General features: G+C 66.7%; 26 protein-coding genes. 20 read left to right on the top strand and 6 right to left on the bottom strand.

The annotated features are described in order from the left end of the window. Positions 1-8: 8 nt before the first annotated feature. Positions 9-911, top strand: coding sequence for a succinate--CoA ligase subunit alpha (sucD, locus tag AC1DKN_RS17820; RefSeq protein WP_028275595.1), 903 nt, complete (start codon positions 9-11; stop codon positions 909-911). Positions 912-1,094: 183 nt separating this feature from the next. Here the strand turns inward: sucD and AC1DKN_RS17825 are convergent, their stop codons facing one another. Continuing rightward, entirely contained in the window at positions 1,095-1,577 is a 483-nt protein-coding gene (locus AC1DKN_RS17825) for an SRPBCC family protein (protein WP_476857098.1), read from the bottom strand. Next, positions 1,574-1,936 carry an ArsR/SmtB family transcription factor gene (locus AC1DKN_RS17830; protein ID WP_223914265.1) on the bottom strand — a complete coding sequence of 121 codons (363 nt, stop codon included), beginning with the start codon at positions 1,934-1,936 and terminating at the stop codon, positions 1,574-1,576. Before AC1DKN_RS17830 ends, AC1DKN_RS17825 begins: the two co-directional genes overlap by 4 nt. 294 nt (positions 1,937-2,230) lie before the next feature. Here AC1DKN_RS17830 and AC1DKN_RS17835 point away from each other — a divergent pair, with 294 nt between their 5' ends. The 9 genes from AC1DKN_RS17835 to AC1DKN_RS17875 all read left to right on the top strand — a co-directional run bounded on the left by AC1DKN_RS17835 (position 2,231) and on the right by AC1DKN_RS17875 (position 12,756). Beyond that, positions 2,231-2,635: a tautomerase family protein gene (locus AC1DKN_RS17835; RefSeq protein ID WP_476872062.1), complete on the top strand. Its 405-nt coding sequence runs from the start codon at positions 2,231-2,233 to the stop codon at positions 2,633-2,635. Positions 2,636-2,879: 244 nt separating this feature from the next. After that, positions 2,880-3,881 carry a 5-dehydro-2-deoxygluconokinase gene (gene iolC, locus AC1DKN_RS17840; protein WP_223914263.1) on the top strand — a complete coding sequence of 334 codons (1,002 nt, stop codon included), beginning with the start codon at positions 2,880-2,882 and terminating at the stop codon, positions 3,879-3,881. Further along, on the top strand, positions 3,878-4,828 hold the full coding sequence (locus tag AC1DKN_RS17845; RefSeq protein WP_476872063.1) for a Cgl0159 family (beta/alpha)8-fold protein: 951 nt from the start codon (positions 3,878-3,880) through the stop codon (positions 4,826-4,828). The genes iolC and AC1DKN_RS17845 overlap by 4 nt, the downstream gene beginning before the upstream one ends. A gap of 39 nt (positions 4,829-4,867) precedes the next feature. After that, a complete protein-coding gene (gene iolD / locus AC1DKN_RS17850; RefSeq protein ID WP_476872064.1) occupies positions 4,868-6,796 on the top strand; it encodes a 3D-(3,5/4)-trihydroxycyclohexane-1,2-dione acylhydrolase (decyclizing) in 1,929 nt (642 codons plus the stop codon). 48 nt (positions 6,797-6,844) lie between these two features. Then, on the top strand, positions 6,845-8,353 hold the full coding sequence (locus AC1DKN_RS17855) for a CoA-acylating methylmalonate-semialdehyde dehydrogenase (protein WP_476872065.1): 1,509 nt from the start codon (positions 6,845-6,847) through the stop codon (positions 8,351-8,353). A 91-nt stretch (positions 8,354-8,444) separates the two neighbouring features. Then, complete coding sequence (locus AC1DKN_RS17860) at positions 8,445-9,356, top strand: sugar phosphate isomerase/epimerase family protein (RefSeq protein WP_230010006.1); 912 nt, start codon at positions 8,445-8,447, stop codon at positions 9,354-9,356. A gap of 16 nt (positions 9,357-9,372) precedes the next feature. Next, entirely contained in the window at positions 9,373-10,386 is a 1,014-nt protein-coding gene (locus AC1DKN_RS17865; protein WP_476872066.1) for a Gfo/Idh/MocA family protein, read from the top strand. Positions 10,387-10,468: 82 nt separating this feature from the next. Then, a complete protein-coding gene (locus tag AC1DKN_RS17870; RefSeq protein ID WP_476851295.1) occupies positions 10,469-11,344 on the top strand; it encodes a sugar phosphate isomerase/epimerase family protein in 876 nt (291 codons plus the stop codon). After that, on the top strand, positions 11,341-12,756 hold the full coding sequence (locus AC1DKN_RS17875) for a sugar porter family MFS transporter (protein ID WP_476872067.1): 1,416 nt from the start codon (positions 11,341-11,343) through the stop codon (positions 12,754-12,756). Before AC1DKN_RS17870 ends, AC1DKN_RS17875 begins: the two co-directional genes overlap by 4 nt. A gap of 102 nt (positions 12,757-12,858) precedes the next feature. Here the strand turns inward: AC1DKN_RS17875 and AC1DKN_RS17880 are convergent, their stop codons facing one another. Continuing rightward, entirely contained in the window at positions 12,859-13,308 is a 450-nt protein-coding gene (locus tag AC1DKN_RS17880) for a MarR family winged helix-turn-helix transcriptional regulator (RefSeq protein WP_223915289.1), read from the bottom strand. A 164-nt stretch (positions 13,309-13,472) separates the two neighbouring features. Here AC1DKN_RS17880 and AC1DKN_RS17885 point away from each other — a divergent pair, with 164 nt between their 5' ends. Together AC1DKN_RS17885 and AC1DKN_RS17890 are read left to right on the top strand one after the other, a co-directional pair. Continuing rightward, on the top strand, positions 13,473-14,738 hold the full coding sequence (locus tag AC1DKN_RS17885; protein ID WP_476872068.1) for an MFS transporter: 1,266 nt from the start codon (positions 13,473-13,475) through the stop codon (positions 14,736-14,738). Between the two features lie 46 nt (positions 14,739-14,784). After that, positions 14,785-15,612, top strand: a complete 828-nt coding sequence (locus AC1DKN_RS17890) for an aldo/keto reductase (protein ID WP_476872069.1) — start codon at positions 14,785-14,787, stop codon at positions 15,610-15,612. Positions 15,613-15,639: 27 nt separating this feature from the next. Here AC1DKN_RS17890 and iolB read toward each other — a convergent pair whose 3' ends face one another. Both iolB and AC1DKN_RS17900 read right to left on the bottom strand, forming a co-directional pair. After that, the gene (gene iolB, locus AC1DKN_RS17895) at positions 15,640-16,536 is read right to left on the bottom strand and encodes a 5-deoxy-glucuronate isomerase (protein WP_476872070.1); all 897 of its coding nucleotides are present in this window, start codon (positions 16,534-16,536) and stop codon (positions 15,640-15,642) included. Positions 16,537-16,630: 94 nt separating this feature from the next. Next, the gene (locus tag AC1DKN_RS17900; protein WP_223914252.1) at positions 16,631-17,371 is read right to left on the bottom strand and encodes a GntR family transcriptional regulator; all 741 of its coding nucleotides are present in this window, start codon (positions 17,369-17,371) and stop codon (positions 16,631-16,633) included. A 348-nt stretch (positions 17,372-17,719) separates the two neighbouring features. Between AC1DKN_RS17900 and AC1DKN_RS17905 the strand changes: the two genes are divergently transcribed. Genes AC1DKN_RS17905 through AC1DKN_RS17930 form a run of 6 tightly spaced genes read left to right on the top strand, consistent with a single transcriptional unit; the run spans position 17,720 to position 23,710 of the window. After that, entirely contained in the window at positions 17,720-18,715 is a 996-nt protein-coding gene (locus AC1DKN_RS17905; protein WP_028275612.1) for a substrate-binding domain-containing protein, read from the top strand. A gap of 52 nt (positions 18,716-18,767) precedes the next feature. Further along, complete coding sequence (locus tag AC1DKN_RS17910) at positions 18,768-19,817, top strand: ABC transporter permease (RefSeq protein ID WP_028275613.1); 1,050 nt, start codon at positions 18,768-18,770, stop codon at positions 19,815-19,817. Between the two features lie 15 nt (positions 19,818-19,832). Then, complete coding sequence (locus tag AC1DKN_RS17915) at positions 19,833-20,750, top strand: ATP-binding cassette domain-containing protein (protein ID WP_476851300.1); 918 nt, start codon at positions 19,833-19,835, stop codon at positions 20,748-20,750. 31 nt (positions 20,751-20,781) lie between these two features. Further along, positions 20,782-21,885 (top strand): Gfo/Idh/MocA family oxidoreductase, encoded by a 1,104-nt coding sequence (locus AC1DKN_RS17920; RefSeq protein WP_476851301.1) that lies wholly within the window; start codon positions 20,782-20,784, stop codon positions 21,883-21,885. Continuing rightward, positions 21,885-22,679 carry a TIM barrel protein gene (locus tag AC1DKN_RS17925; RefSeq protein ID WP_476872071.1) on the top strand — a complete coding sequence of 265 codons (795 nt, stop codon included), beginning with the start codon at positions 21,885-21,887 and terminating at the stop codon, positions 22,677-22,679. Before AC1DKN_RS17920 ends, AC1DKN_RS17925 begins: the two co-directional genes overlap by 1 nt. Then, entirely contained in the window at positions 22,676-23,710 is a 1,035-nt protein-coding gene (locus tag AC1DKN_RS17930) for a Gfo/Idh/MocA family oxidoreductase (protein WP_476851303.1), read from the top strand. Before AC1DKN_RS17925 ends, AC1DKN_RS17930 begins: the two co-directional genes overlap by 4 nt. A gap of 21 nt (positions 23,711-23,731) precedes the next feature. On the opposite strand, the gene AC1DKN_RS17935 is transcribed toward AC1DKN_RS17930, so the two are convergent. Next, entirely contained in the window at positions 23,732-24,505 is a 774-nt protein-coding gene (locus AC1DKN_RS17935) for a gamma-glutamyl-gamma-aminobutyrate hydrolase family protein (protein ID WP_476872072.1), read from the bottom strand. 39 nt (positions 24,506-24,544) lie between these two features. Here AC1DKN_RS17935 and AC1DKN_RS17940 point away from each other — a divergent pair, with 39 nt between their 5' ends. Both AC1DKN_RS17940 and AC1DKN_RS17945 read left to right on the top strand, forming a co-directional pair. Further along, the gene (locus AC1DKN_RS17940) at positions 24,545-25,039 is read left to right on the top strand and encodes an SRPBCC family protein (protein ID WP_223914246.1); all 495 of its coding nucleotides are present in this window, start codon (positions 24,545-24,547) and stop codon (positions 25,037-25,039) included. Between the two features lie 14 nt (positions 25,040-25,053). Continuing rightward, positions 25,054-25,761, top strand: a complete 708-nt coding sequence (locus AC1DKN_RS17945) for a FadR/GntR family transcriptional regulator (RefSeq protein ID WP_079550394.1) — start codon at positions 25,054-25,056, stop codon at positions 25,759-25,761. The last annotated feature ends 192 nt before the right edge of the window (positions 25,762-25,953 follow it).

Consider the following 25,953-nt stretch of genomic DNA (forward strand, 5'->3'; position numbering starts at 1 on the left):
ACTCGACTATGTCTATTTATTTGAACAAGGACTCCAAGGTCATCGTCCAGGGCATCACCGGCGGCGAAGGCACCAAGCACACCGCCCTGATGCTCAAGGCCGGCACCAACGTTGTGGGCGGCGTCAACGCCCGCAAGGCCGGCACCACGGTCCTGCACGGCGACGCCGAGATCACCGTCTTCGGCACCGTCAAGGAAGCCATGGCAGAGACCGGTGCTGACGTTTCCATCGTCTTCGTGCCGCCGGCCTTCACCAAGGACGCCGTCGTTGAAGCCATCGAGGCCGGCATCGGCCTCGTCGTCGTCATCACCGAAGGCGTGCCGGTCCAGGACTCCGCCGAGTTCTGGGCACTGGCCCAGTCCAAGGTGGACGCCAACGGCAAGCAGGTCACCCGCATCATCGGACCGAACTGCCCCGGCATCATCACCCCGGGTGAGGCCCTCGTCGGCATCACCCCGGCCAACATCACGGGCAAGGGCCCCATCGGCCTCGTCTCCAAGTCGGGCACCCTGACTTACCAGATGATGTACGAGCTGCGCGACCTCGGCTTCTCCACCGCCATCGGCATCGGCGGCGACCCGGTCATCGGCACCACCCACATCGATGCTCTCGAAGCCTTCGAGGCTGACCCGGAGACCAAGGCGATCGTCATGATCGGCGAAATCGGTGGCGACGCCGAAGAGCGTGCCGCCGACTACATCAAGGCCCACGTCACGAAGCCGGTTGTTGGCTACGTGGCCGGCTTCACCGCTCCGGAAGGCAAGACCATGGGCCACGCAGGCGCCATCGTCTCGGGTTCCGCGGGCACCGCCCAGGCCAAGAAGGAAGCCCTCGAGGCTGCCGGCGTCAAGGTCGGCAAGACGCCGTCCGAGACTGCCAAGCTCCTGCGCGAGGTCTTCGCGACCCTCTAGGTCCGAAGCACCACGGCAAATAAGCACCACTGCAATACAGCAACGCGGGGTCACTCACGGCCCATTCCGCTCGGTGGGATGGGCGCGGAGTGACCCCGCGTTGTTTCTTTAGGTACGACGGCGGCAGGCCATCTTCCCCGGGAGGTGACCTGCCGCCGTCGTACTCTTTAAGACCCCGAGGTCCTAGACCTTGGCCCCGCTGAGGACTTCCTCGAGCTGTTCGTAGGCTTCGGTCATGCCGCCCTCCATTCCGGACTGCGCCATGCCGTCGCGGGCCTCCATGCTGGGGTAGACCGCGTGGCCGCTGAGCCGCGAACGGCCGCCGCCCAGGTCCTCGAAGGTCAGGGACTCAATGCTCACCACGTCCGGGTAGCCATCGAATTCGAAGGTCTGGATGGCGAAATGATTCTCGCGGACAGTGTGGAAGACACCGGTGAAACCATAGGCGCTGCCGTCCGGCGCGGTGTGGGTGTAGCGGTAGCTGCCGCCGGTCCTGAAGTCGTAGTGGTCAACAGCCATGGTCAGCCGCCGCGGGCCAAGCCACTGTGCGACGAGCTCGGGATCCTTATGCGCCCGGAACACCTCGGACACCGGAAAATCGAATTCACGCTCGAAATCGATGAACGGCAGACCCTCGGGGACGGTCAATTTCAGTGCGTTGCTCATGATGCATCCTTTGCCTGTGTGCCGCTCTGGGCGGCGCGGATTTCAAGCACGGCGTCAAGGCTGCGGAACTGCCCCTCGCGGACCAGCCGGTACTGGTCGATCCAGGCGGTGAGCGCTTCCAGCCGTGCAGGGTTCAGGTGCACGGGCCGGCGCTGGGCGTCACGGGTGCGCGTGACAAGTTGCGCTTGCTCGAGGACCTGGATGTGTTTCGAGACCGCCTGCTTGGTGATCGCGAAGGGCTCCGCCAGTTCATTGACGGTGGCCGGGCCCCGGCTGAGCCGGGCAATGATGCGGCGGCGGACCGGATCGGCGAGGGCCAGGAAGGCCGCGTCGAGCTCGCTGTCGTCGCTGGAATCCACTTGGTGTCCCCACCTCCCGTCCCAACATCTCCGCACCCCAAAGTCTCGGCGACCTCAGGATCTCTACCCAATCTGCATGGTGATCAACTAATTCATTGATCAACCTCTACATTGATAACGCTACGCCGGGCCGATAGTCTGCGCAATACCCCAACGCGGGGTCACTTAGCGCCCATTCCGCACCCGAGGATGGGCGCTAAGTGACCCCGCGTTGCTGTGTGCTGTCACGGAATCCTTGCGCAGCTCCAAATTACTTTGTTAGTATGTCAGGACAAACTAACGAAGGAGATGCGAGTGCCTCTCGTACGAATTGACGTCAACCAGGGCCGCGGCGCGGAGCAGCTCCGCGGGCTCAGCCAGGGCATCCACAATGCGATCGTGGCCGAATTTGGCATTCCGGAGCGGGACTACTTCCACGTGCTGACCGAGCATCCCGAGGGGCAAATTGTCGCCCAGGATGCCGGGCTCGGCTTCGAGCGGACGCCGGGCGTGGTGATGATCCAGATCTTCACCCAGGCCGGGCGAAGCCAGTCCGCCAAGCAGTCCCTGTTTGCCGCCATTGCGGACAGGCTGGCCGCCGCGGGGGTCGCCGGCCAGGACGTTTTCATCGGATATGTCGAGAACACCGCGGGGGACTGGTCGTTCGGTTTCGGGCAGGCCCAGTACGTCACCGGCGAACTCGGCGTTCCCGCCAGGTAAACACCCGGGTATTTCCGGCGCCTGCCCCGCCGCCGCGGCGCCGCGCGGGGCATCATTTGAAGTCCCCGTGTCATGTTGTAAATATGTCAGTACAAACCTTTGACAGTACATGGATTCTAAGGCAAAGTAGTGGTTGTGGCCCGGCTCACGCCAGGCCCCAAAGCACTGAATAAGCACCGCAGAAACGCCGAAGCTCAGGCTGCGCAAAGGTATCGAGTCCACACCAGAAAGGTCCACGATCACCGTGACCCACGAACTGCTCACGATCGGGCGCATCAGTGTTGATATCTACCCGAACGACATAGGGGTGGATCTGGAGGATGTCACGTCCTTCGGAAAGTACCTTGGCGGATCCCCATCCAACGTAGCGGTCGCCGCTGCCCGCCATGGCCGCCGCACCGCCGTCATCACCCGCACCGGCGACGACGCCTTCGGCAAGTACCTGCACCGCGAACTGCGCAAATTCAACGTGGACGACTCCTTCGTCACGGCGGTCAAGGAATGGCCCACCGCCGTCACGTTCTGCGCCATCAAGCCGCCGGAGGACTTCCCGCTCTACTTCTATGGACGCTTCCCCACGGCACCAGACCTGCAGATCAAGGCCGAGGAACTGGACCTGGACGCCATCAGGGACGCCGGGATCTTCTGGTCCACCGTCACCGGACTCTGCCAGGAGCCCAGCCGCACCGCCCAGCTCACGGCCCACGAGGCACGGCCCCGCACCGGGCTCAAGGAAGGCCAGTTCACCATCCTGGACCTCGACTACCGGCCGATGTTCTGGGCCTCCGAGGAGGAGGCCCGGGAACAGGTCGCCAGGATCCTGCCGCACGTCACCGTCGCGATCGGCAACGACAAGGAATGCGCCGTCGCCGTCGGGGAGGGCACCCCGGACGAACAGGCGGACCGGCTGCTCGCGGCCGGCGTCGAAATCGCCGTCGTGAAGCTGGGCCCTGAAGGGGTCATGGCCAAGACCCGCACCGAGCGGGTGGTCTCCGCCCCGGTGCCCGTGGAAACCGTCAACGGCCTCGGTGCCGGCGACTCCTTCGGCGGGGCCTTCTGCCACGGCCTGCTCTCCGGCTGGCCCCTGGCCCAGGTCCTCGATTTCGCCAACGCCGCCGGCGCCCTCGTCGCCTCCCGACTGTCCTGCGCCGACGCGATGCCGACGCCGGACGAAGTCACCGGCCTGCTCGCCGAACGCGGCCGGCTGCTGCCGGGTACCTACGCCACCGAAGGAGCAGCACTGTGAGTGCAAACCCAGCCGTCGCCACCCGTGGGGTGAACGATGATCCCCGCCGCTACGAGCACCTGAGCATTATCCGGCTCGAAGACCCGGAAGCGATTGCCCGCGCCGCCAAGGCCCGGCGCCGCCACCCCGGCGTCAGGGCCCACCGGCAGAACTTCATCGTCGCCGCCGACCACCCGGCCCGCGGCGCGCTCGCCGTCGGAAACGATCCGGTGGCCATGGCCGACCGCCGCCAGCTCCTGGACCGCCTGCAGATCGCCCTGGCCAACCCGGACGTGGACGGGGTCCTCGCCTCGCCGGACATCATGGACGATCTGCTCCTGCTCGGCGCGCTCGAGGGCAAGCTGCTCTTCGGCTCGATGAACCGTGGCGGACTGTCCGGCCTGGTGAACGAATTCGATGACCGCTTTACCGGCCACACCGCGGCCGCGCTCGAGGCCTTGGGCGCCGACGGCGGCAAGATGCTGACCCGCATCTGCCTCGGCGACCCGGACACCGTCGCCACCCTCGAAGCGACTGCGAGGGCCATCGACTCCCTCGCCGAACGCAGGCTGATCGCCATGGTGGAACCGTTCCTCTCCGTCCGCGAAAACGGGAAGGTCCGCAACGACCTCTCCACCAACGCCGTCATCAAGTCAGTCGCCATCGCCGAAGGCCTTGGCGCGAGCAGCGCCTACACCTGGATGAAGCTCCCCGTGGTGGCCGAGATGGACCGCGTCATGGCGTCCACCACGATGCCCACCGTGCTCCTTGGCGGAGACCCGGACGCTGGCCAGGACGAGGTGTTCGCCAGCTGGCAGACTGCCCTCGCATTGCCCGGCGTTCAGGGCCTCACCGTCGGCCGGACCCTGCTCTACCCGCAGGACGGCGACGTCGCCGGCGCCGTGGCAACCGCGGCCTCGCTGCTGCACCACACCGAATCCACCCGCACCAAAGAAGTATCGGAGTAGCTTCCCATGGGAATGAGCACGGCATCAGGAACACGCAGAATGACGGTCGCGCAGGCCGTCGTTGAATACCTGTCCAAGCAGTACACCGTCGATTCGGTCGGCGGCCAGGACTTCCGGGAACGCCTGATTCCGGGCACGTTCGGCATCTTCGGCCACGGCAATGTCGCCGGCGTCGGCCAGGCCCTCAAGCAGTACCAGCAGCTCGATCCGACGATCATGCCGTACTACCAGGGCCGCAACGAACAGGCCCAGTCCCACCAGGCGGTCGGCTTCGCCCGCCACACCCGCCGCCGCCAGACCTTCGCGATCAGCACCTCGATCGGTCCGGGCTCCTCGAACCTGCTCACCGGCGCGGCGCTGGCCACCACCAACCGGCTGCCGGTCCTGCTGCTGCCGAGTGACACGTTCGCGACCCGCGCCGCCGACCCCGTGCTGCAACAGCTCGAACAGCCCTACGCCTACGACATCACCGTCAATGACGCATTCCGGCCGCTGTCGAAGTTTTTTGACCGCGTCTCCCGGCCAGAGCAGCTGTTTTCCGCGTTCCACCACGGACTCCGTGTCCTCACCGACCCGGCCGAGACCGGCGCCGTCACCATCTCGCTGCCCCAGGACGTCCAGGCCGAGGCCTTCGACGTGCCCGAGGAATTCCTGGCCGAACGCGAATGGCGGATCCGCCGCCCGGACGCCGACGACGAGGACATCCGCCGCGCCGCCGAGGCGATCCGCGCCGCCAAGCGCCCGCTGATCATCGCCGGCGGCGGCGTGCTCTACGCCTACGCCAACGAGGAACTCGCGAAGTTCGCCGAGCTGACCGGCATCCCGGTCGGCAACACCCAGGCCGGCGTCGGCGTGCTGCCCTGGGACCACAAGTTCTCCCTCGGGGCCATCGGTTCCACCGGCACGACGGCGGCCAACGCCATCGCCGCCGAGGCCGACCTCATCATTGGGATCGGTACCCGCTACGAGGACTTCACCACCGCCTCCCGGACCGCGTTCCAGAACCCGGACGTGAAATTCCTCAACATCAACGTCGCCGCCCTCGACGCCTACAAGCACGGCACCTCACTGCCGATCGTGGCCGATGCCCGCAAGGCCCTGGTCAAGCTGAACCAGGCCCTCGGCGGCTACCGCATCGGCGCGGACCTCGAGCAGCGGATCGCGGCCGAGAAGAAACGCTGGGACGCCACCGTGGACGAGGCATTCGACACGCGGTTCACGCCGCTGCCGGCGCAGAACGAGATCATCGGCGCCACGAACCGCGCCATGGACGCCCAGGACGTCGTCATCTGCGCCGCCGGCTCACTCCCCGGTGACCTGCACAAGATGTGGCGCGTCCGGGACCCGTTCGGCTACCACGTCGAATACGCCTACTCCTGCATGGGCTACGAGATCCCGGGCGGCCTCGGGGTCAAGCGCGCCGCCCTGGCCGAAGCCGCCAAGGGCGGCACGCAGCGCGACGTCGTCGTCATGGTGGGGGACGGCTCCTATCTGATGATGCACACCGAACTCGTCACCGCCGTCGCCGAGCGGATCAAGCTGATCGTGGTCCTGATCCAGAACCACGGCTACGCCTCGATCGGTTCGCTTTCCGAGTCCCTCGGTTCCCAGCGCTTCGGCACCCAGTACCGGGCGCTGGATGAGGAACACCACAGCTTCGACGACGGCGACCGGCTCCCGGTCGACCTGGCCCTGAACGCCGAAAGCCTCGGCGTGAAGGTGATCCGGATCGAACCGGGGGAGAAGGTCATCGCCGAGCTCGAGCAGGCCATCCGGGACGCCAAAGCAGCCCCCGAACGCGGCGGCCCGATCGTCATCCACGTTGAATCCGACCCGCTGCTGGATGCCCCCAGCTCCGAGTCATGGTGGGACGTTCCGGTCTCCCAGGTCTCCGAGCTCGACTCCACGAAGCAGGCCTTCCAGACCTACACCGACCACAAGGCCCGCCAGCGCAAGCTGCTCGGCTGACCCCCCCTCATCACCACGAACAGCCACAGACCAAGGAAGTCCACCACTATGTCAACGACGACCGTCACCACCATCAGCCACTTCATCAACGGCGCCGAAACCGCCGGTGAGGGCACCCGCACCCAGCCCGTCTACAACCCGGCCACCGGCGCCGTCTCCGCGGAGCTGCGGCTGGCCAACCGGGAAGACCTGGACACCACCGTCGCCGCCGCCCGCGCTGCCGCCGATTCCTGGGGCGACATCTCCCTGGCCAAGCGCACCGCGGTGCTGTTCAAGTTCCGCGAACTCGTCGCCTCCCACGTGGACGAGCTCGCCGAACTGATCACCGCCGAACACGGCAAGGTCCTCTCCGACGCCAAGGGCGAGATCGGCCGCGGACTCGAGGTCATCGAGTTCGCCTGCGGCATCCCGCAGCTGCTCAAGGGCGACTACTCGGACCAGGTCTCCACCGGCATCGACGTCTTCTCCTTCCGCGAACCGCTCGGCGTCGTCGCCGGCATCACCCCGTTCAACTTCCCGGTCATGGTCCCGCTGTGGATGGCCCCGATGGCGATCGCCACCGGCAACGCCTTCATCCTCAAGCCCTCCGAGCGCGACCCCTCCGCCTCAATGCTGCTCGCCAAGCTGTGGAAGCGGGCCGGGCTGCCCGACGGCGTCTTCCAGGTCCTGCACGGCGACAAGGAAACGGTCGACGGCCTCCTGACCCACCCGGACGTGGACGGCATCTCCTTCGTCGGTTCCACCCCGATCGCGAAGTACGTCCACGAGACCGCCACCGCCCACGGCAAGCGCGTCCAGGCCCTGGGCGGGGCGAAGAACCACGCGATCATCCTGCCCGACGCCGACCTCGACAACGCTGCCGACCACCTGGCCGCCGCCGCCTTCGGCTCCGCCGGGGAACGCTGCATGGCCATCTCGGTCGCCGTCGCCGTCGGCGAAGCCGCCGACCTGCTGGTCAAGAAGGTCGAGGAGCGCGCCCTGGCCGTCAAGGTCAACAACGGCACCGTGCCCGACGCCGAAATGGGCCCGGTCATCACGCCGGCGTCCAAGGAACGCATCGTGAAGATCGTCACCGAAGCCGAAACCGCCGGCGCCGCGATGGTGGTGGACGGCCGCGACCTCGTGGTCCCCGGCCACGAAGACGGGTTCTGGGTCGGCCCGACCGTCCTGGACCACGTCACGGCCGGGATGACCGCCTACACCGAGGAAATCTTCGGCCCCGTCCTGGTCGTGGTCCGGGTGGAGGACCTCGACGCCGGCATCGCCCTGATCAACTCCAACCCCTACGGCAACGGCACCGCGATCTTCACCTCTTCCGGCGCCGCGGCCCGGAAGTTCCAGCGCTCCGTCACCGTGGGCATGATCGGCATCAACGTGCCGCTGCCCGTGCCGGTGGCGTACCACTCCTTCGGCGGCTGGAAGGCCTCGCTGTTCGGCGACAAGCACATCTACGGCCCCGAAGGCGTCTCCTTCTACACCCGCGGCAAGGTGGTCACCTCGCGCTGGCCCGAACCGACGCACGCCTCCGGCGCCTCCTACAACTTCCCGTCCAACTGACGCCTCGACTAACCACGATCGACTGCTCCGCAACCGCCGTTTTGAGCGTCCAAAACGGCACCTGCGGAGCACTCGATGAGAAGGAATGGAAATGACAGAGAACAAGCTGATCATCGGCACCGCGCCGGACTCCTGGGGCGTCTGGTTCCCGGATGACCCCCAGCAGACCCCGTGGGAACGCTTCCTCGACGAGGTCGCCGAATCCGGCTACAAGTGGATCGAACTTGGCCCCTATGGCTACCTCCCCACCGATCCGGCCCGTCTCGCCGAAGAGCTCAAGCAGCGCGACCTCAAGATCTCGGCCGGCACCGTGTTCACCGCATTCCACCGCGGGGCCCACCAGTACGACGAAGCCTGGGAGCCGGCCCGCAAGGTCGCCGAACTCACGGCAGCCATGGGGGGCGAACACATCGTGGTCATTCCCGCCATGTGGCGCGACGACGTCACCGGCGAGGCCGTCGAGAGCGGCACGCTCACCGAGAAGGCGTGGAGCGACCTGTTCTCCGGCCACAACCGCATGGGCAAGACCCTCTTGGAGGATTTCGGCCTGAAGCAGCAGTTCCACTCGCACGCCGACTCCCACGTCGGCGCGCAGGAGGACATCGAAACCCTGCTCGCGGCCACGGACCCGAAGTACCTCAACCTCTGCCTGGATACCGGCCACGCCGAATACTGCGGGGCCTCCAGCCTCGACCTGATCAAGAACTATCCGGACCGGATCGGCTACCTGCACCTCAAGCAGATCAACCCGGACATCCTCAAAAAGGTCAACGAGGAAAACATGACGTGGGCCGCCGCCAACCTGGCCGGCGTGATGACCGAGCCGCCGAACGGGCTGCCGGACCTGCGCGCCGTCATCGAAGCCGTGGAGGCGCTCAACCGGCCGATCTTTGGCATTGTGGAACAGGACATGTATCCCGTGGCCTTCGACGTCCCGATGCCGATCGCCAAGCGCACCCGGAACTACCTGCTCTCCTGCGGCTCCCGCACCGCCGTCAACTAGAACTGAGGACAAGATCATGACCAAGACCCTCCGCGTAGCTGTCATCGGCGCCGGCCGTATGGGCGCAGACCATATCCAGCGGCTCAACACCCGCATCCACGGCGCCGAAGTTGCCGCCGTCGTCGACGTCGACCTCGCCCGTGCCCAGGCCGCCATCGAAGGCATCCCCGGCGCCGTCGCCCTCGCCGACGCCGAGGAGGCCCTCAACAACGGCGACGTCAACGCCGTCCTGATCGCCACCCCCGGCTTCCTGCACGAGGACATCCTGCTTAGGGCGATCGCCAAGGACATCCCGATCCTCTGCGAGAAGCCGCTCACCCCGGATGCCGAATCCTCCTGGAAGATTGTCGAAGCCGAGCAGGTGCTGGGCCACAAGCGCATCCAGGTCGGCTTCATGCGCCGCTTCGACGCCGAATACGCCGCCCTCGGCAAAATCATCCGCGACTCCGAACTCGGTGAGCTGCTCATGCTGCACCACCAGCACCGGAACCCCACCACCCCGGCGGGCTTCACCAACGAGATGCTGATCAACGACTCCGTGGTCCACGAATTCGACGCCATCCGCTACTTCACCGGCGAGGAAATCACCTCGGTCCAGGTCCGCCTCGGCAAGGCCACACGGAACGCCCCGGCCGGGCAACACGACCCGCAGCACGTCCTGATCGAGACCGAGTCCGGTGTCCTGGCCGACGTCGAGATCTACGTCAACGCGAAGTTCGGCTACGAGGTGGCCACCCAGGCCTCCTTCGAAGACGGCATCGTCAGCATCGGCGGCGACAAAGGCCCGTACACCCGCAGCAACGGCCGCTGGGGCGGCCACGTCACCCCCGGCTTCGAGGAACGCTTCGGGGCGGCGTACGACGTCGAAATCCAGTCCTGGGTGGACGCCGCCCTGCGCGATGAGATCGGCGGCCCCACCGCCTGGGACGGCTACGCCACGGCCGCCTGCTGCGAGGCCGGCGTCGAGGCGCAGAAGAACGGCGAAAAGGTCGCCGTGAAGCTCAACGCCAAGCCCGCCCTGTACCGCTAAAACCCCGCCGGCCGGCGCCTTCTACTGCAAAGAACGCGCCGGCCGGCCGCACGCCCGCCAGATCCACAATGGAGTGTTCACCGTGAAAATCGCCCTAGATCCCACGCCGTTCCACCACAGCCACGGACTCCTCGAGTTCCCGCGCGTGGTGGCCGACCTCGGCTACAAGTACATGCAGATGACCCCGCACGCCGATTTCATCCCCTTCTTCAACCACCCGAAGGCCGACGACGAGCTCGTGGGCAAGCTGAAGGCGGCCTGCAAGGACGCGGGAATCGAAATCGCGTCGGTGCTGCCCGTGCTGCGCTGGTCCGGCCCGGACGAGGACGCACGCGAGGCGGCCGTCCGCTACTGGAAGCGCGCCATCCAGATCACCGTGGACCTGGGCGTTGGCACCATGAACACCGAATTCAGCGGCCGGCCGGAGAAGGCCGAAGAATCCGAGCGGGCCTTCTACCGCTCCATGGAGGAGCTGCTCCCCATCATCGAGCGGGAGGGGATCGACCTGCTGATCGATCCGCACCCGGACGACTTCGTCGAGGAGGGCCTGGCCGCGATCCGCGTGATCCGCGGGCTGAACTCGAAGAATGTTGGCCTGGTCTACGTGGCCTCGCACAGCTTCCACATGAAGAACGCACCGCTGGAGATCATGCGGGCCGCGGGCGACAAGCTGCGCCTGGTCCACGTGGCCGACACGATGGACCACCACGCCTCACACGGCCTGCGCTACATCACCAACCCGCCCGGCAACCCCGTCCGCGTGCACCAGCACCTGAAAATCGGCGACGGCGACGTAAACTGGGACGAGTTTTTCGGCGGCCTGCAGGAGATCGGCTTCCTGGACCGTGAAGATACGGTGATGGTCTCCAGCGTCTTCGCCGAGGACGACAACGCCGCGGACGTCTCCCGGTACCAGCTGGAGACCATGAAACAGCGCGTCGCGAAGGCGAGCCTATGACGGCGCCCGTCGCCGAGGTGACACGGCCCGTCAACCACAAACGGGCCCTCCGGACCGCGACGATCGTCTCCACTTTCGGCGGACTGCTCTTCGGCTACGACACCGGCGTGATCAACGGCGCTTTGCCGTACATGCAGGTGGACCTGGGCCTCACGCCACTGACCGAAGGGCTCGTGACCTCCTCGCTGCTGTTCGGGGCGGCCTTTGGCGCCCTCTTCGGCGGGCGCCTGGCGGACCGCCACGGCCGGCGCAAAATGATCATGGTGCTGGCCGTGGTGTTCCTCGCCGGCACCCTTGCGTGTACCTTCGCGCCGAACACGGAGGTGATGATCCTGGCACGCCTGATCCTCGGCCTGGCCGTGGGCGGGGCTTCGGTGACGGTGCCGGTGTACCTGGCCGAGGTCTCACCGAGTGCCCGGCGCGGACGAATTGTCACCCAAAACGAGCTGATGATCGTCACGGGCCAGCTGCTGGCCTTCATGTTCAACGCCTACCTCGGCAACAGCTTCGGCGAGGCCGGCGGGATCTGGCGCTGGATGCTGGTCATCGCAACCCTGCCGGCGATCGCGCTCTGGGTCGGCATGAACTTCATGCCCGAAAGCCCGCGCTGGCTGGCATCGATGGGCAGCTTCGGCGAAACCCTCAGTGTGCTGCAGCGGATCCGCTCCCAGTCCGAGGCCAGGGCTGAATTTGAAGAAGTCAAGGCCATGGCCGTGGAGGACTACAAGGCCAAGATGGGCTCCTGGAAGGACCTCAGTGTTCCGTGGCTCCGGCACATCTTCGTGGTGGGGATCGGGCTCGCGGTCATCCAGCAGATCACGGGCGTCAACTCGATCATGTACTACGGCACGCAGATCCTCGCCGAGTCCGGATTCGGCCGCGAAGCGGCCCTCACGGCCAACATCGCCAACGGGGTCATCTCCGTTCTCGCCACGTTTCTGGGCATCTGGCTGCTGGGCAAAGTGGGACGGCGGAGGATGCTCATCACTGGCCAGCTCGGCACCACGACGGCGCTGTTCCTGATCGGCGTCTTCTCTCTCATCCTCCCCGAGGGCCCCGCCCGGGGCTTCGTCGTCCTGGCCCTGACCGTGACATTCCTGGCCTTCCAGCAAGGTGCAATCTCACCGGTCACCTGGCTGATGCTCTCAGAGATCTTCCCGCTGAAGATCCGCGGCCTGGGCATGGGCGCCTCGGCCTTCGTGCTGTGGATCGTGAACTTCCTGGTTGGCTTCGGCTTCCCGCAGCTCCTCGCCGCGATCGGACTGTCCAGCACCTTCTTCGTCTTCGCTGTGCTCGGCGTTGGGGCCATCGCCTTTGCCGCGAAGTACATTCCGGAGACCAAGGACAAGAGCCTGGAGGACCTGGAACACTTCTTCAAACAGGCGGCCGCCAGGGAACCGGTCACCGTCTAGCCGCAGTCAAGAAAGCCCTGCACGCACAAGCCCCGCCCGGGATTCGTCCCCGGCGGGGCTTTCTGCGTTCTTTCTGCGTACTCGCGCGAGGCGGTTGCCGCGCTAGGCCGCGGCGTGCAGCCGGGGGAGGGCGTCGACCAGCGGCGCCAGTTCGGGGACTTCCTGGGCCTCGGCCAGCGCCCGCTCCAGCGTGGCGTCGTGGACCGGCCTGCTCTGCTCGAGCAGGGCGATGCCGCTGGGGGTGAGCTCGGTGTAAATTCCGCGGCGGTCATCCGCGCACAGGATCCGGGTCAGCAGCCCGCGGTCCTCGAGCCGGTTGACCAGGCGCGTGGTGGCACTCGCGCTCAACGCCGTGGCACGGGCCAGCTGCTGCATCCGCATGTGCCAGCCGTCCTGCCGGCTCAGCGCGTCCAGCACGGTGTACTCCACGACCGAGAGCTGCGCCTCGGCCTGCAAGGACCGCTCCAGCTCGGCCTCGATCAGCCCGTGCAGGGCCGCCAGGGTCCGCCAGCCTTGCGCCCGGACCTCGACGGCGTCGTCCTTGATGCCCATCACGTGTTTCCCTTCAACTCGCGTGCCCGGCGGGGTGGTGACGGGCACATCAAATAATAGTTGCTTGCGCGCTGTATCTGCTTATGCAAGAATAAATAACGCGTCTGCAACTACTAGCTTACGCGCCATACCCCATCCCGTACAGCTTTGTAAGGAGCACCTCCATGCCTGTTGGCCTGATAGCCCTCGCCCTCGGCGGGTTCGGCATCGGACTCACCGAGTTCGTCATCATGGGCCTGTTGCCGCAAGTGGCCGCAGACTTCCACGTCACCGAGGCGACCGCGGGCTGGCTCATCTCCGGCTACGCGCTCGCCGTCGTGGTCGGGGCGCTGGGTCTCACCGCCGCCGTGACGCGTTTCGAACGCAAGCCCGTGCTGGCCGTGCTGATGGTGCTGTTTATCGCCGGCAACCTCGTCTCGGCGCTCGCGCCGGATTACTCGGTAATGATGATCGGCCGCATCATTGCCGCCCTCGCACATGGCGCGTTCTTCGGCATCGGCGCCGTCGTGGCCGCGAGCATGGTGGCGCCCACTAAGAAGGCGGGTGCGATCGCGATCATGTTCACCGGCCTGACGGCTGCGAATGTGCTCGGTGTCCCGTTCGGCACCATGCTGGGCCAGGCCGCGGGCTGGCGCTCCACGTTCTGGGCGATCACCGTGATCGGTGTCCTCGCCCTGGCCGGCATCCTCGCCCTGGTGCCCAGAACAGGTTCGGGAGATTCAGCCCCTGGTTCTGCCTCCGGCGGTCTGCGCGGCGAGCTCCGTGCCTTCCGGTCCGGACAGGTCTGGCTCTCCATCCTCGTCACCATCCTTGGGTACGGCGGCATGTTCGGCGCCTTCACCTACATCGCCTTCACCCTCACCGAGGTCACCGGCTTCTCCGCCACCACGGTCCCGTGGCTGCTGATCCTCTTTGGCGTCGGGCTCTTCATCGGCAACACCGTGGGCGGCAAGGCGGCCGACAAGAATGTGGACCGCACCCTGCTGGTAGTGCTCGCCATTCTGGTGGTGGTGCTCGTGGTTTTCGCCCTGACCGCCGGCAACCAGCCGTTGACCATCGCCTCCATGGTGTTGCTGGGCGGCTTCGGCTTCGCCACGGTTCCTGGGCTGCAGATGCGCGTCATGAAATACGCCAGCAGCGCTCCCACCCTGGCCTCCGGCGCCAACATCGGCGCATTCAACGTCGGCAATGCCCTGGGCGCCTGGCTGGGCGGCGTCACCATCACCGCCGGCCTCGGCTACACCTCGCCCATCTGGGCCGGCGCCGGGATCACCTTGTTGGGCCTGGCAGTGATGGCGTTCGCCGCGGCTCACGCAAAGAAGCACGACGCCGACCTGCCGGGAACCGGCGGATCAACCGTGCCCGCCGTTGCAGCGGCGGAAACCAGCACAGACCTTCCGGTCACCGAGGCTGCAGCCGTTGCCCGCTGACCGCTCGAACACAACAGACCGCCCGACCACAACAACAGGAGACACCATGAACTCAAGGCCCCATATCGTCCTCAACAACGGGGTGCGGATGCCGCAGCTGGGCTTCGGCGTCTTTCAGATTCCCGACGCCGAGACCACCGAGGCGGTAGCAGCGGCGCTCGCGGCCGGTTACCGGAGCATCGACACGGCCGCCATCTACGGAAACGAAGCCGGAACCGGCCGCGCGCTCGCGGAATCCGGGATCGCCCGGGAGGAGCTCTTCATCACGTCCAAGCTCTGGATCGACGACCTCGGCTACGAACCGGCCCTTGCTGCCTTCGACGCGAGCCTGGACAAGCTGGGTCTCGACTACCTGGATCTTTACCTGATCCACTGGCCCGCGCCGGCATCGGACCGGTACGCCGACTCCTGGTTGGCCCTTGAGAAACTCCTTGCCGACGGCCGGGTCAGGGCCATCGGCGTCTCCAATTTCGAGCCGGGACACCTGCAGCGGCTCATCGACCTGGGCGGAACGGTGCCGGCCGTCAACCAGGTGGAACTGCACCCGGCCCTTCAGCAGCACGCAGTGACGGTGTTCAACGCGGCGCAGGGCATTGCGACGGAGGCCTGGAGTCCGTTGGCCCAGGGTGCACTGCTGGCGGATCCGGCCATCACGGAGATCGCCGCGCGGCACGGCAGAACCCCGGCGCAGGTCATTCTTCGCGGGCACCTGCAGCAGGGGAGGATCGTCATCCCGAAGTCAGTGACGCCGGCCCGGATCCGGGAAAACCTGGAGGTGTTCGGCTTTGAGCTTTCCGCGGGCGAACTGGCGGCCGTGAATGCCCTTGAGCGGAACGGGCGCACCGGACCGCACCCGGCCACGTTCAATGGCTAGCTGTCAGCGCCTGAGCAGCCGAACGGCCTAGCGGCCGAATGGCAGCCGCGGGTCCAGGTCCTGGCCCTCCCAGGTCTGGCGGATCCAGCCGTGGTGCGGGTCATCGCTGATCAGCCAGTCGCGGACAGGGCCAGGGCCGGCCATGACGTTGAGGTAATACATGTCGTAGCCGGGGGCGGCCATGGCGGGTCCGTGCCAGCCGTAGGGCACCAGGACGACGTCGCCGGTCCGGACCTCGGCCGCAACGTCGATGGGCCGCTCGTCGGAGGCGTAGACGCGCTGGTAGCCAATGGCGTCGTCGGCGCCGGGCCGCGGCGGCGCCCCTGGCGTGACGCGGGTTTCGAAGTAGTAGATCTCCTCGAGGCTGGTCTCGCCGTCCTTTTCCTCGTCGTGCTTGTGCGGGGGATAGGACGACCAGTTGCCGGCCGGGGTGAGGACCTCGCAGACAATGAAGCGGTCCGCCTCCAGCGCGGCGGGGGTGCCGAAGTTGTGGACCTGGCGGGAGCAGTTGCCCGCCCCGCGCAGTTCCACCGGCGTCTCGGCGGCCGTGATGAGGCGGGTCGGGTAGGAAGCTTTGGCCGGCGCGGTGGCCACGGCCACCCGTCCGCCCTCGTCCGAGGTGATGGTTACTGCCTTGCCGGCTCCGGTGTAGAGCACATCGCTGGGGCCGCTGAAGACGCTGTCCCGGCCGGGCAGGGGATAGTCCTGCAGGTCCACGGTCGCCACGAAAGAGCCGTTGAGCGGGATCACGATGCGTTCCTCCGCCGCCGCGTCCAGGCTGACGGTGCCGCCGGCAGCGAGCGTGGCAACCTTCAGCCCGGTATGCGCCCAGCCGTCCACCTCCAGTCCGGAATCGGACGTCCCGATGGAAATGTCCCACTTGCCTTCGGCTGCGGTGCCGAGCGGATAGACCCAGTTGGCCATGGAAGCTGCCCTTTCGTTGTCGCGCCGGAGGCAGGCGCGTGTGTGTGCGGGTTGGAGCCGGTTGCGCCCGTCGCTGGCGCCTAACTCTGGACGCTTACCTCTGGACCAGTGTCATTTCGAAGCTGTAGGAATCCGCCCGGTAGACGTGGTGGCCGGTTTCCACCATGCGTCCGGTGTCGTCCACCGCGGTCCGCTCCATGGTCACCAGGGCGGAGCCGGGGGTGGTCTCGAGCAGCGGCGCCTGGTAGTCGTTGGCGATCATGGCGCCGATCCGCTGTGAGGCCAGGCGGAAGTTCACGCCGCCGTTGCGCAGAATGGCGTAGAGGCCCTGCGAGCCCAGGCTTGCCTCGTCGATAGCGGTGATGTCGTCCCGCACCCAGTTCTCCATCAGGGCCAGCGGCTTGCCGCCCACTTTCCGGAGCCTGGTGAAGTGGTAGACCTTGGCGCCGGCCGGAAGCTGCAGTGCCGTCCGGATCGCGCCGTCCGCCTCCTCATGCGAGAAGCTGAGCACGTCGGTGGTGGGCTTGCTGCCGTTGTTGCTCAGGTCGTCGTAGAGGCTGGAGAGTTCCAGCGGGCGGCGGACCTGGCTGGACACCACCTGGGTGCCGACGCCGCGCTTGCGGACCAGGAGGCCCGAGCGGACCAGCTCGTCCATGGCTTTTCTCATCGTGGGCCGGGACAGGTTCAGCTGGGCGGCCAGGTCGATCTCGTTTTCCAGCCTGCTGCCGGGTTCCAGCAGTCCGGTGTGGATCGCTGCCTCGATGCCCTGGACCACTTGGTGGTACAGCGGCACCGGGGAAGAGCGGTCGATCCGCAGATTCAGTTGATTCGCCACTGGGCATGCTCCCTTGTGCTCCGCGGCGGTCGTCGTGCCGGCCTGCCCGCGTATGTCAGTGTATGTTCGCTTGATAGGACATACTGCCTTTTTCTGATAGTAGCAGGGCTGCCAAGAGGTGCCAAGGGCTGCTGTGACGGGCCTTGTTTGCGGGGGTCGGGCTGTCGGCGCTGGCCCGTCAAGCCCCGCGAATGGGACATTCCGATCACACTTCGTTACGTCCAAACATCCTAATGTCAGGACAAACTATTGACAACTGTGATTGGAGTCACCATGATCGGTTGTAGATGGCTCATGGACCGACGCGATGAAGCGGCCGGCGTGGCCCGGAATCAAAGGAGATTGATCGTGACCAAGTTCTCGTGGCGGAAGGCGACCCTCGTGGCGGCCGTTGTACCCATGCTGGCCCTGAGCGCGTGTTCGAGCACCGGCGGCAAGCCCGCAGACTCAGGCAATGCGGCTGGCGGAGGCCAGGCAGCCAGCACCTCCCGCATCAAGGTCGCCCTTATCACGCACGCCGCAGCCGGTGACACCTTCTGGGATATTGTTCGCAAGGGCGCCGAGGAGGCATCGGCGAAGGACAACGTTGAGCTCCTCTATACGTCTGATCCCGAAGCCGGGCGCCAGGCCCAGCTCATTCAGCAGGCCATTGACCAGAAGGTCGACGGCATCGCGGTCACGCTCGCCAAGCCCGAAGCCCTCAAAGACGTCCTGAAGAAGGCCTCCGACGCCGGCATCCCGATTGTGAGCCTCAACGCCGGTGAATCGGTCTCCTCCCAGCTCGGAGCATTCACCCACTTCGGTTCCAACGAGCAGCTCGCCGGTCAAGCCGTGGGCACCAAGCTGGCCGCGGACGGCTACAAGCACCCGGTCTGCGTGATTCAGGAACAGGGCCACGTGGGACTTGAAGCACGGTGCGCGGGCGTCAAGGCGAAGGTTCCCGGAACGGAGATCCTTTACGTCGACGGCAAGGATATGACCTCCGTTCAGTCCACCGCGACTGCCAAGCTTCAGGCTTCCAAGGACGCCGACGTCATCATCGGCCTCGGCGCCCCCATCACCCTGACTCTCCTCAAGTCGGTCACTGACGCCGGCAGCTCTGCCAAGGTTGCCAGTTTCGACCTCAACGCGGAGCTCGCCCAGAAGATCGTGGATGGTGCAGTTCTGTTCACCGTGGACCAGCAGCCGTGGCTGCAGGGCTACGGAGCCGTTGACGCCATCTGGCAGAACAAGCGCGGCGGCTTCAAGATCGGCGGCGGCCAGCCTGTGCTGACAGGCCCGGCGGTCATCGACAAATCCAATGCGGCCGATGTCCTGACCTTCGCCCAGCAGGGCGTCCGCTAACAGCCCGCTGGCCGGGCCGGCCCAGGCCGGCCCGGCGGCTAGGAGACTTATCATGACCATCACCCAGACCAAGACAAAGTCGCCGGCGCCCGATGAGCGCGTCGCCAAGCGCAGTCCGTTCCAGAAACTGCTCGGACGTCCCGAGGTCGGTGCCCTGGTGGGCGCGATCGTCCTCTTCATCTTCTTCGCGTTGGTGTCCCCGACCTTTACCCAGCCCGGTGCCCTGGCGACCATCCTGTACGGGTCCTCCACGATCGGGATCATGGCGGTGGGGGTGTCCTTGCTGATGATCGGCGGGGAGTTCGACCTCTCCACCGGCGTCGCCGTGATCACCTCGGCGCTGACGGCGTCGCTGTTCAGCTGGTACTTCACCACGAACGTCTGGGTCGGCGTCGGCCTGGCCCTGGTGGTCTCCCTGTCCGTCGGGTTCATCAACGGCTGGATTCTGATCAAGACCAAGCTGCCGTCCTTCATCGTCACCCTGGCGACGTTCCTGATGCTGACCGGCCTGAACCTGGGCCTGACCCGGCTGATCGGCGGCTCGGTGTCTTCGCCCTCGATCTCGACCATGGACGGTTTCGCATCGGCCCGGGCGGTGTTCGCCTCCTCGGTGAGCGTCGGCGGCGTCGACATCAAGATCACCGTGTTCTACTGGTTCGCGCTCGTCGCGGTCGCGACCTGGGTGCTGATGCGGACCCGGGTGGGGAACTGGATCTTCGCCGTGGGCGGGGACGCGAACGCGGCCCGCGCCGTGGGCGTGCCGGTCAAGGCCACCAAGATCGGTTTGTTCATGGCCGTGGGGTTCTGCGCCTGGATTCTGGGCATGCACAACCTCTTCGCCTTCGACACCGTGCAGTCCGGTGAGGGCGTGGGCAACGAGTTCCTCTACATCATCGCCGCGGTGATCGGCGGCTGCCTGCTCACCGGCGGGTACGGCTCGGCGATCGGCGGCGCGATCGGCGCGTTCATCTTCGGCATGGCCAACAAGGGCATCGTCTACGCGCAGTGGAACCCGGACTGGTTCAAGTTCTTCCTGGGCCTGATGCTGCTGCTGGCCACCATCGTCAACCTCATCGTCAAGCGCCGCGCGGAACTGAAGTAGAAGGGCCCCGGAACCATGAATGCCAAAGAGATCGACCAGCAGACCCTGCTGCAGAACGAAAACGATCCCCTCACCCACACCCCGGTGCACCTGCTCTCCCTCGACGGGGTCGGGAAGCACTACGGGAACATCATCGCCCTCTCCGAGGTCACCATGGCGGTGGACAACGGCCGCGTCACCTGCGTGCTGGGCGACAACGGTGCGGGCAAGTCCACGCTGATCAAGATCATCGCCGGCCTGCACCAGCACGACGCCGGGGTCCTGAAGATCATGGGGGAGGAGCGGAAGTTCAGCTCCCCCCGGGACGCCCTGGACGTCGGGATCGCCACGGTCTACCAGGACCTCGCCGTGGTGCCTTTGATGCCGATCTGGCGGAACTTCTTCCTTGGCTCGGAACTGACGTCCGGCTTCGGCCCGTTCAAGAGCATGGACGTCGAGAAGATGAAGGACATCACGCTCAAGGAACTCGCCGCGATGGGCATCGACCTGCGCGACGTCGAGCAGCCCATCGGCCAGCTCTCCGGCGGTGAACGCCAGTGCGTCGCGATCGCCCGGGCCGTGTACTTCGGCGCGAAGGTCCTGATCCTGGACGAGCCCACCGCGGCCCTGGGCGTGAAGCAGTCCGGCGTGGTGCTCCGCTACATCCTGCAGGCCCGCGACCGCGGCCTCGGGGTCATCTTCATCACCCACAACCCGCACCACGCCTTCCCTGTCGGGGACCGGTTCCTGCTGCTCAAACGGGGCAAGTCGATCGGCTATTACGACAAGAAGGACATCACCCTGGACGAGCTCACCGCCCAGATGGCCGGCGGCGCGGAACTCGCCGAACTCGCCCACGAACTCGAACAACTCGGCGGCCACAGCGACGTCGTCAAGGAAGTCCAGGGCGAAGTCGCCGACGTGTCCCAGACCACCGGCAAGACCTACGGGTAACGGCCGCCCCAACTCCTGAAAGGACAAGCCTTTGGCTTATCTCAACCGCAACGCCTCCGACGCCGTACTGCCGGTGCGGATCGGACTTATCGGCTCGGGCTGGATGGGCGCCTTCCACGCCGAGAGCATTGCCCGCCGGGTCCCCGGCGCCGTCCTTGCCGCCATCGCGGATCCGAACCTGGAATCTGCCGGGGCGCTGGCTGGCGCCCTGGGCACCGCGAAGGTGACCGCCGACGCTGCCGATCTCCTGGCCGACCCGGCGATTGACGCCGTCGTCATCGCCAGCCCCGCGCGTTTCCATTCCGCCCTGATCGGCCAGGCCGCAGCGGCCGGAAAGCACGTCTTCTGCGAGAAGCCCGCCGGTCAGGGGCTCGAGGAGCTCGACGCGGCCCTTGACGCCGTCGACGCCGCCGGGGTGCACTTCCAGATCGGCTTCAACCGCAGGTACGCCGCAGACTTCCAAGCGGCCAAGAAGGACCTCGCCGCCGGAATCGTGGGGCAGCCGCAACTGCTTCGTTCGCTGACCCGGGACCCGGGCACGGGGAGCATCGGCCACGCCGCAAGGATCCCCGCGTGGACCATCTTCCTCGAAACCCTGATCCACGACTTCGACACCCTGAACTGGTTCAACGAAGGCGCCGAACCTGTGGAGGTCTATGCGGTTGCCGACGCGCTTGTGGAGCCGGGACTGCGGGACCAGGGGTTCCTGGACACCGCCGTCGTGACCATCCGCTACAGCAACGGCGCGATCGCCGTCGCCGAGGCAAACTTCAGCGCGCTGTACGGTTACGACATCCGCGGCGAGGTTTTCGGCTCCAAGGGCATGGTCCAGGCCGGCCGCGCCACCGAAACCGCTGCCCGCCGGTTCACAGCCGAGGGGATGTCCGCCGACACCCCACGGCTGAACGTCGAGCTCTTCCGGCAGGCCTACACAGACGAGCTGGCGGACTTCGCCGACGCCGTGCGCGCCCGGCGTGACGGTACCGCTCCGGAGTCGAAGCCCTTCACTCTCACTCCGGGAGCCAGCGACGCCCGGCGCGCACTGGCCGTGGCGCTGGCCTGCATCGAGTCCGTCAAGCGGGGGACCCCGGCAACGGTCAACACAGTGGCCGTCAACGAGAACGTGGTCCTCTGATGCGGCTCGCCGTGTGCGCTGAGATGGTCTTTACGGACTTGCCGTTCACGGAGCGGGTGCGCCGGCTCCACGAGGCCGGCTTCGACGTCGAACTCTGGGACTCGCGGCCCAAGGACATCGGCGCGCTCAAGGCCACCGGGGCGGTGTTCTCCTCCATGACCGGATACAGCTCCGGCAGCCTCGTGGATCCGGACACGGCGGACGAGGTGGTGCGGACCGCCGAGTCCCTGATCCCCACCGCCCTGGAACTTGGCGTCGGCCGTATGGTGGTCCACCCGGCGGAACTCGTCGACGGCCACGCGGCGCGGCCTGTCTACCGCTCCAGCGGACACATGTGGGCCACCGGCGCCCGGACCCTGGAACGGCTCGGGAAGCTCGGTGAGAAGCACGGGGTGACGTTCTGCCTCGAGAACCTCAACACCATCCGGGACCACCCCGGCATCCCGCTGGCACGGGCCAAGGACACCCTGGCGCTCGTGCAGGCGGCCGGGCACCCGAACGCCAGGCTCATGCTGGATCTCTATCACGCCCAAATGGGGGAGGGGAACCTGGTCGAGCTCGTCCGGACCGCCCTGCCATACCTCGGCGAAATCCAGGTGGCAGACGTTCCCGGCCGTTGCGAACCCGGAACCGGGGAAATCAACTACGCGGCCGTGGCCAGGGCGCTCGCGGACGCAGGCTACGAAGGAACCGTGGGCATGGAAGCGTGGGCCAGTGGCGACAGTTATGCGGCCCTGGAGGCCTTCCGTGCGGCGTTCACCGTGCCCGCACCAAACATGAGAGTAGAAGTATGAAAGACGTAATCCTTGGACTCGCCGGCGTTGGGCGGATCGGGGTCATGCACGCCAACAACATCGCCGCCCTCAACGAGGTCCTGAACCCACAAGGGATCCGTGTCCGCCTACGCCTCACCGACGTCGCCGAAGAGCACGCCCGGACGGTGGCACGCGTTCTCGGTGCCGAATTCCTGCCCTCGGTCCAGGCGCTGCTGGCCTCGGGGCTGGACGGCCTGGTCATCGCCACCGGAACCGGAACCCACCCCGAGCTCATCAAGGCCGGCGTGGACGCCGGGATCCCGGTGTTTTGCGAAAAGCCCGTGGCCCTGAACGTGGCCGACGCCCTGCCGGTGCTCGACTACATCCGGGACCGGAACGGCGTGGTGCAGATCGGGCATCAGCGCCGGTTCGACGCCGGCTACCTGGAAGCCCGCCGCGCTTACCAGGCCGGCGAGCTGGGCTGGATCCATTCCCTGCGTGCCGTCACCTGCGACATGACGCCGCCCCCGGTCGAGTTCCTGGCCAGCTCCGGCGGGCTCTTCCGTGACTGCTCGGTCCACGATTTCGACATCCTGCGCTGGCTCACAGGCCGCGAAATCGTCGAGGTCTACGCCAAGGGCTCCAACAACGGGGATCCGGCCATCGGTGAAGCCGGCGATGTGGACACGGCCCTCGCGCTGGTGACGTTCGACGACGGCACCGTGGGAACGGTTTCGGCGACCCGCTACAACGGGGCGGGCCATGATGTCCGGCTGGAAATCCAGGGCTCCCGCGGCTCGCTGATGGTGGGCCTGGACGACAAGACGGCACTGGCCTCCGCCGAAGCGGGGATCGCTTTCCCCGCGGGGAAGCCGCATCTGACGTTTGCCGAGCGGTTCGAGACGGCGTACCGCTCCGAAATGGAGGCGTTCGTCGAACTGATCCTTGGCCGCCGGGAGAATCCATGCACTCCGGAAGACGCCGTCGCGGCCTCCCGGGTTGCCGATGCCGCCCAGGAATCGCTGGCCACCGGTGCCCCGGTCAAGGTGACGGTGAGCGTCGGCAGCTGATTACGGACCGGGGCGTCCGGCTCAGGGCCGGGGGCGGCACGCCTCGACGAAGGCCCGGAACGGCGCGAGCCGCTCCCCGGCCGGGAGCTCCAGGGCCTCGGGGTGCCACTGGACCGAGGCCACCCAGCGCTCCGGATCCTCCAGCGCCTCGACGGTCCCGTCCTCGGCCACGGCCGTCACCCGCAACCCTCCGGCCACCCGGGCCACGGCCTGATGGTGGCCGGAGGCGATCTTCACGTTCACGGCACCGGAACCGCCGCCGTAGAGCGCGGCCACCCTGGAGCCGGCCCGCACCGCCACCTTATGCCAGGCCCACGGGCCGGCCCCGTGCACCGGCGCGGGCTCGCGGTGCGCCACCGTCCCCGGCGCCATGTCCTGGATGAGCGTCCCGCCGTAAAGCACATTGAGCAGCTGATGCCCGCGGCAGATGCCGAACACCGGCAGCCCGGCGTCGATCGCAAGACGCGCCACGGCGAGATCCAGCGCGTCCTGGGCAGGGCTGACGTCGTAGCAGACGTCACCGCGCAGCTCGCCGTAGCGGGCGGGGTCGAGGTCGCCGCCGCCGGGAAGGACGACGCCGTCAAGGCAGGCCATCGCCGCGGCGAGGCCGCCGTCGTCGGGCCCCGAAGCGTCGAGCAGCACCGGTTCGCCGCCGCCCTCGCGCAGCAGCCCCACGATGTACTCGAACAATGCGTTGGCTTCCGCCACGCGCGGGTCGGGATCGGAGGAACTGCTGAGGCGGACGGGAACGCCGACGCGCGGCTGGCCGCGAAGGGGGTTGCGGGAAGTCTGCATGCCTCATTCTGCAACACGATCGCGGACTAGGATTACTAGATGAATCCCCGCTATCTCGTGTCCCGCAGCCGGTACATCGCCGCCGCCCCCGAAGCCATCTTCGAGGTGCTCGCCACGCCTGCCCTGCACAGCGTGATCGATGGCTCGGACACGGTCAAGGGCGCCCAGCCGCGCGGGCCCGGACGGCTGTACCTCGGCGCCAGGTTCGGCATGCAAATGCGCATGCGGGTGAACTACAAGATCCTGAACAGGGTTTGCGAGTTCGAGGAAGGCCACCGGATCGCGTGGCGGCACTTCTACGGCCACGTGTGGCGCTACCTGCTGGATCCGGCCACAGGCCCGGACGGTACCCCCGGCACGCTGGTGACCGAGCAATGGGACGCGCGGCGGGTCCGTGGAAAGAGCTTTCTCCGGCTGGCCGGCTACCTGCGCCGCCATCCGGTCAATTTGGAACAGACGCTTGCCAAGCTCGACGCCTACATGGCTGCGCACCCGGACATGGGTAATGTGGATGGCAGCACGAAACGAGACTGAAGGTGGGAACTGGGATGGGCCGCAGGACACTGGTCGACGATCTCGTCGACGGCCTGCTGACCGAAATCCTTGACGGAAAGCTCCTGCCCCACAACCCGATTCCGCCCGAGGCCGACATCGCCAAGGCCTACGGCGTCAGCCGGCTCACCGTGCGTGAGGCCCTCAAAGCCCTCCGGGCGCAAAACATCCTCTATGTGAAGGCCGGCCGGGGAACGTTCGTCAATCCCACGGACAACTGGACCGGCCTGGACGCGATCTTCAAGGCAGCCTCCCATGGGAATGCGGCCGACCAGGTCTCGGTGGGACTGATCGAGATGCGCCGCATGGTGGAGACCGGGGCCGCGGCGCTCGCCGCCAAACGCTATACCCCGGAGCAGGCCGAGCGCATGCGCGAGTGCATCGCGGACATGAAGCGCTTCCACGACTCCGGCGACTTGGACCGCTTCGTGGAGGCGGACATTGGTTTCCACGACGCTGTCCTGAAGGCGTCCGGCAACCCCTTTGTCCGGGCCCTGTTCGCCCAGCTGGGCCAGCTGCTGTACGTGACCCGGCGCGAAACGTCGGCCGTCGAGGTGATCCAGCAGCACGCCATCGATTACCACCAGCGGGTCCTGGACAGCATTCTGAGCGGCGACGCCGAGCGCTCGCGGCAGGCGATGGATGAGCACATGGACCAGACCAATGCGGACTACGAACGCTACGTCCGGGGCGCCAAGTCCTGACGTCCGCCTCCGGACCCTTGACGTAATCCGAATCACATTCTAAGATTTTGGCTAGTTCCTGAATCAGATGTCTGACATCTGACTCAACAAGTATCCTGCAGCACGCGCTTCCAGGCGGGCAGGATGACCACCCCAATCCACCGCTTTCCTCACCCGGCACAGCAGCAGGGCAGGAAAACACTTAAGAAGGTC

The sequence above is a fragment of the Arthrobacter sp. 01N444 genome, from assembly GCF_056399305.1.

Coding starts and splice junctions, on each gene's coding strand:
- sucD (WP_028275595.1), top strand. CDS start 9: ATGTCTATTTATTTGAACAAGGACTCCAAGGTCATCGTCCAGGGCATC.
- AC1DKN_RS17825 (WP_476857098.1), bottom strand. CDS start 1,577: ATGAGCAACGCACTGAAATTGACCGTCCCCGAGGGTCTGCCGTTCATC.
- iolD (WP_476872064.1), top strand. CDS start 4,868: ATGACGGTCGCGCAGGCCGTCGTTGAATACCTGTCCAAGCAGTACACC.
- AC1DKN_RS17855 (WP_476872065.1), top strand. CDS start 6,845: ATGTCAACGACGACCGTCACCACCATCAGCCACTTCATCAACGGCGCC.
- AC1DKN_RS17860 (WP_230010006.1), top strand. CDS start 8,445: ATGACAGAGAACAAGCTGATCATCGGCACCGCGCCGGACTCCTGGGGC.
- AC1DKN_RS17865 (WP_476872066.1), top strand. CDS start 9,373: ATGACCAAGACCCTCCGCGTAGCTGTCATCGGCGCCGGCCGTATGGGC.
- AC1DKN_RS17875 (WP_476872067.1), top strand. CDS start 11,341: ATGACGGCGCCCGTCGCCGAGGTGACACGGCCCGTCAACCACAAACGG.
- AC1DKN_RS17880 (WP_223915289.1), bottom strand. CDS start 13,308: ATGGGCATCAAGGACGACGCCGTCGAGGTCCGGGCGCAAGGCTGGCGG.
- AC1DKN_RS17885 (WP_476872068.1), top strand. CDS start 13,473: ATGCCTGTTGGCCTGATAGCCCTCGCCCTCGGCGGGTTCGGCATCGGA.
- AC1DKN_RS17890 (WP_476872069.1), top strand. CDS start 14,785: ATGAACTCAAGGCCCCATATCGTCCTCAACAACGGGGTGCGGATGCCG.
- iolB (WP_476872070.1), bottom strand. CDS start 16,536: ATGGCCAACTGGGTCTATCCGCTCGGCACCGCAGCCGAAGGCAAGTGG.
- AC1DKN_RS17910 (WP_028275613.1), top strand. CDS start 18,768: ATGACCATCACCCAGACCAAGACAAAGTCGCCGGCGCCCGATGAGCGC.
- AC1DKN_RS17915 (WP_476851300.1), top strand. CDS start 19,833: ATGAATGCCAAAGAGATCGACCAGCAGACCCTGCTGCAGAACGAAAAC.
- AC1DKN_RS17925 (WP_476872071.1), top strand. CDS start 21,885: ATGCGGCTCGCCGTGTGCGCTGAGATGGTCTTTACGGACTTGCCGTTC.
- AC1DKN_RS17930 (WP_476851303.1), top strand. CDS start 22,676: ATGAAAGACGTAATCCTTGGACTCGCCGGCGTTGGGCGGATCGGGGTC.
- AC1DKN_RS17935 (WP_476872072.1), bottom strand. CDS start 24,505: ATGCAGACTTCCCGCAACCCCCTTCGCGGCCAGCCGCGCGTCGGCGTT.
- AC1DKN_RS17940 (WP_223914246.1), top strand. CDS start 24,545: ATGAATCCCCGCTATCTCGTGTCCCGCAGCCGGTACATCGCCGCCGCC.
- AC1DKN_RS17945 (WP_079550394.1), top strand. CDS start 25,054: ATGGGCCGCAGGACACTGGTCGACGATCTCGTCGACGGCCTGCTGACC.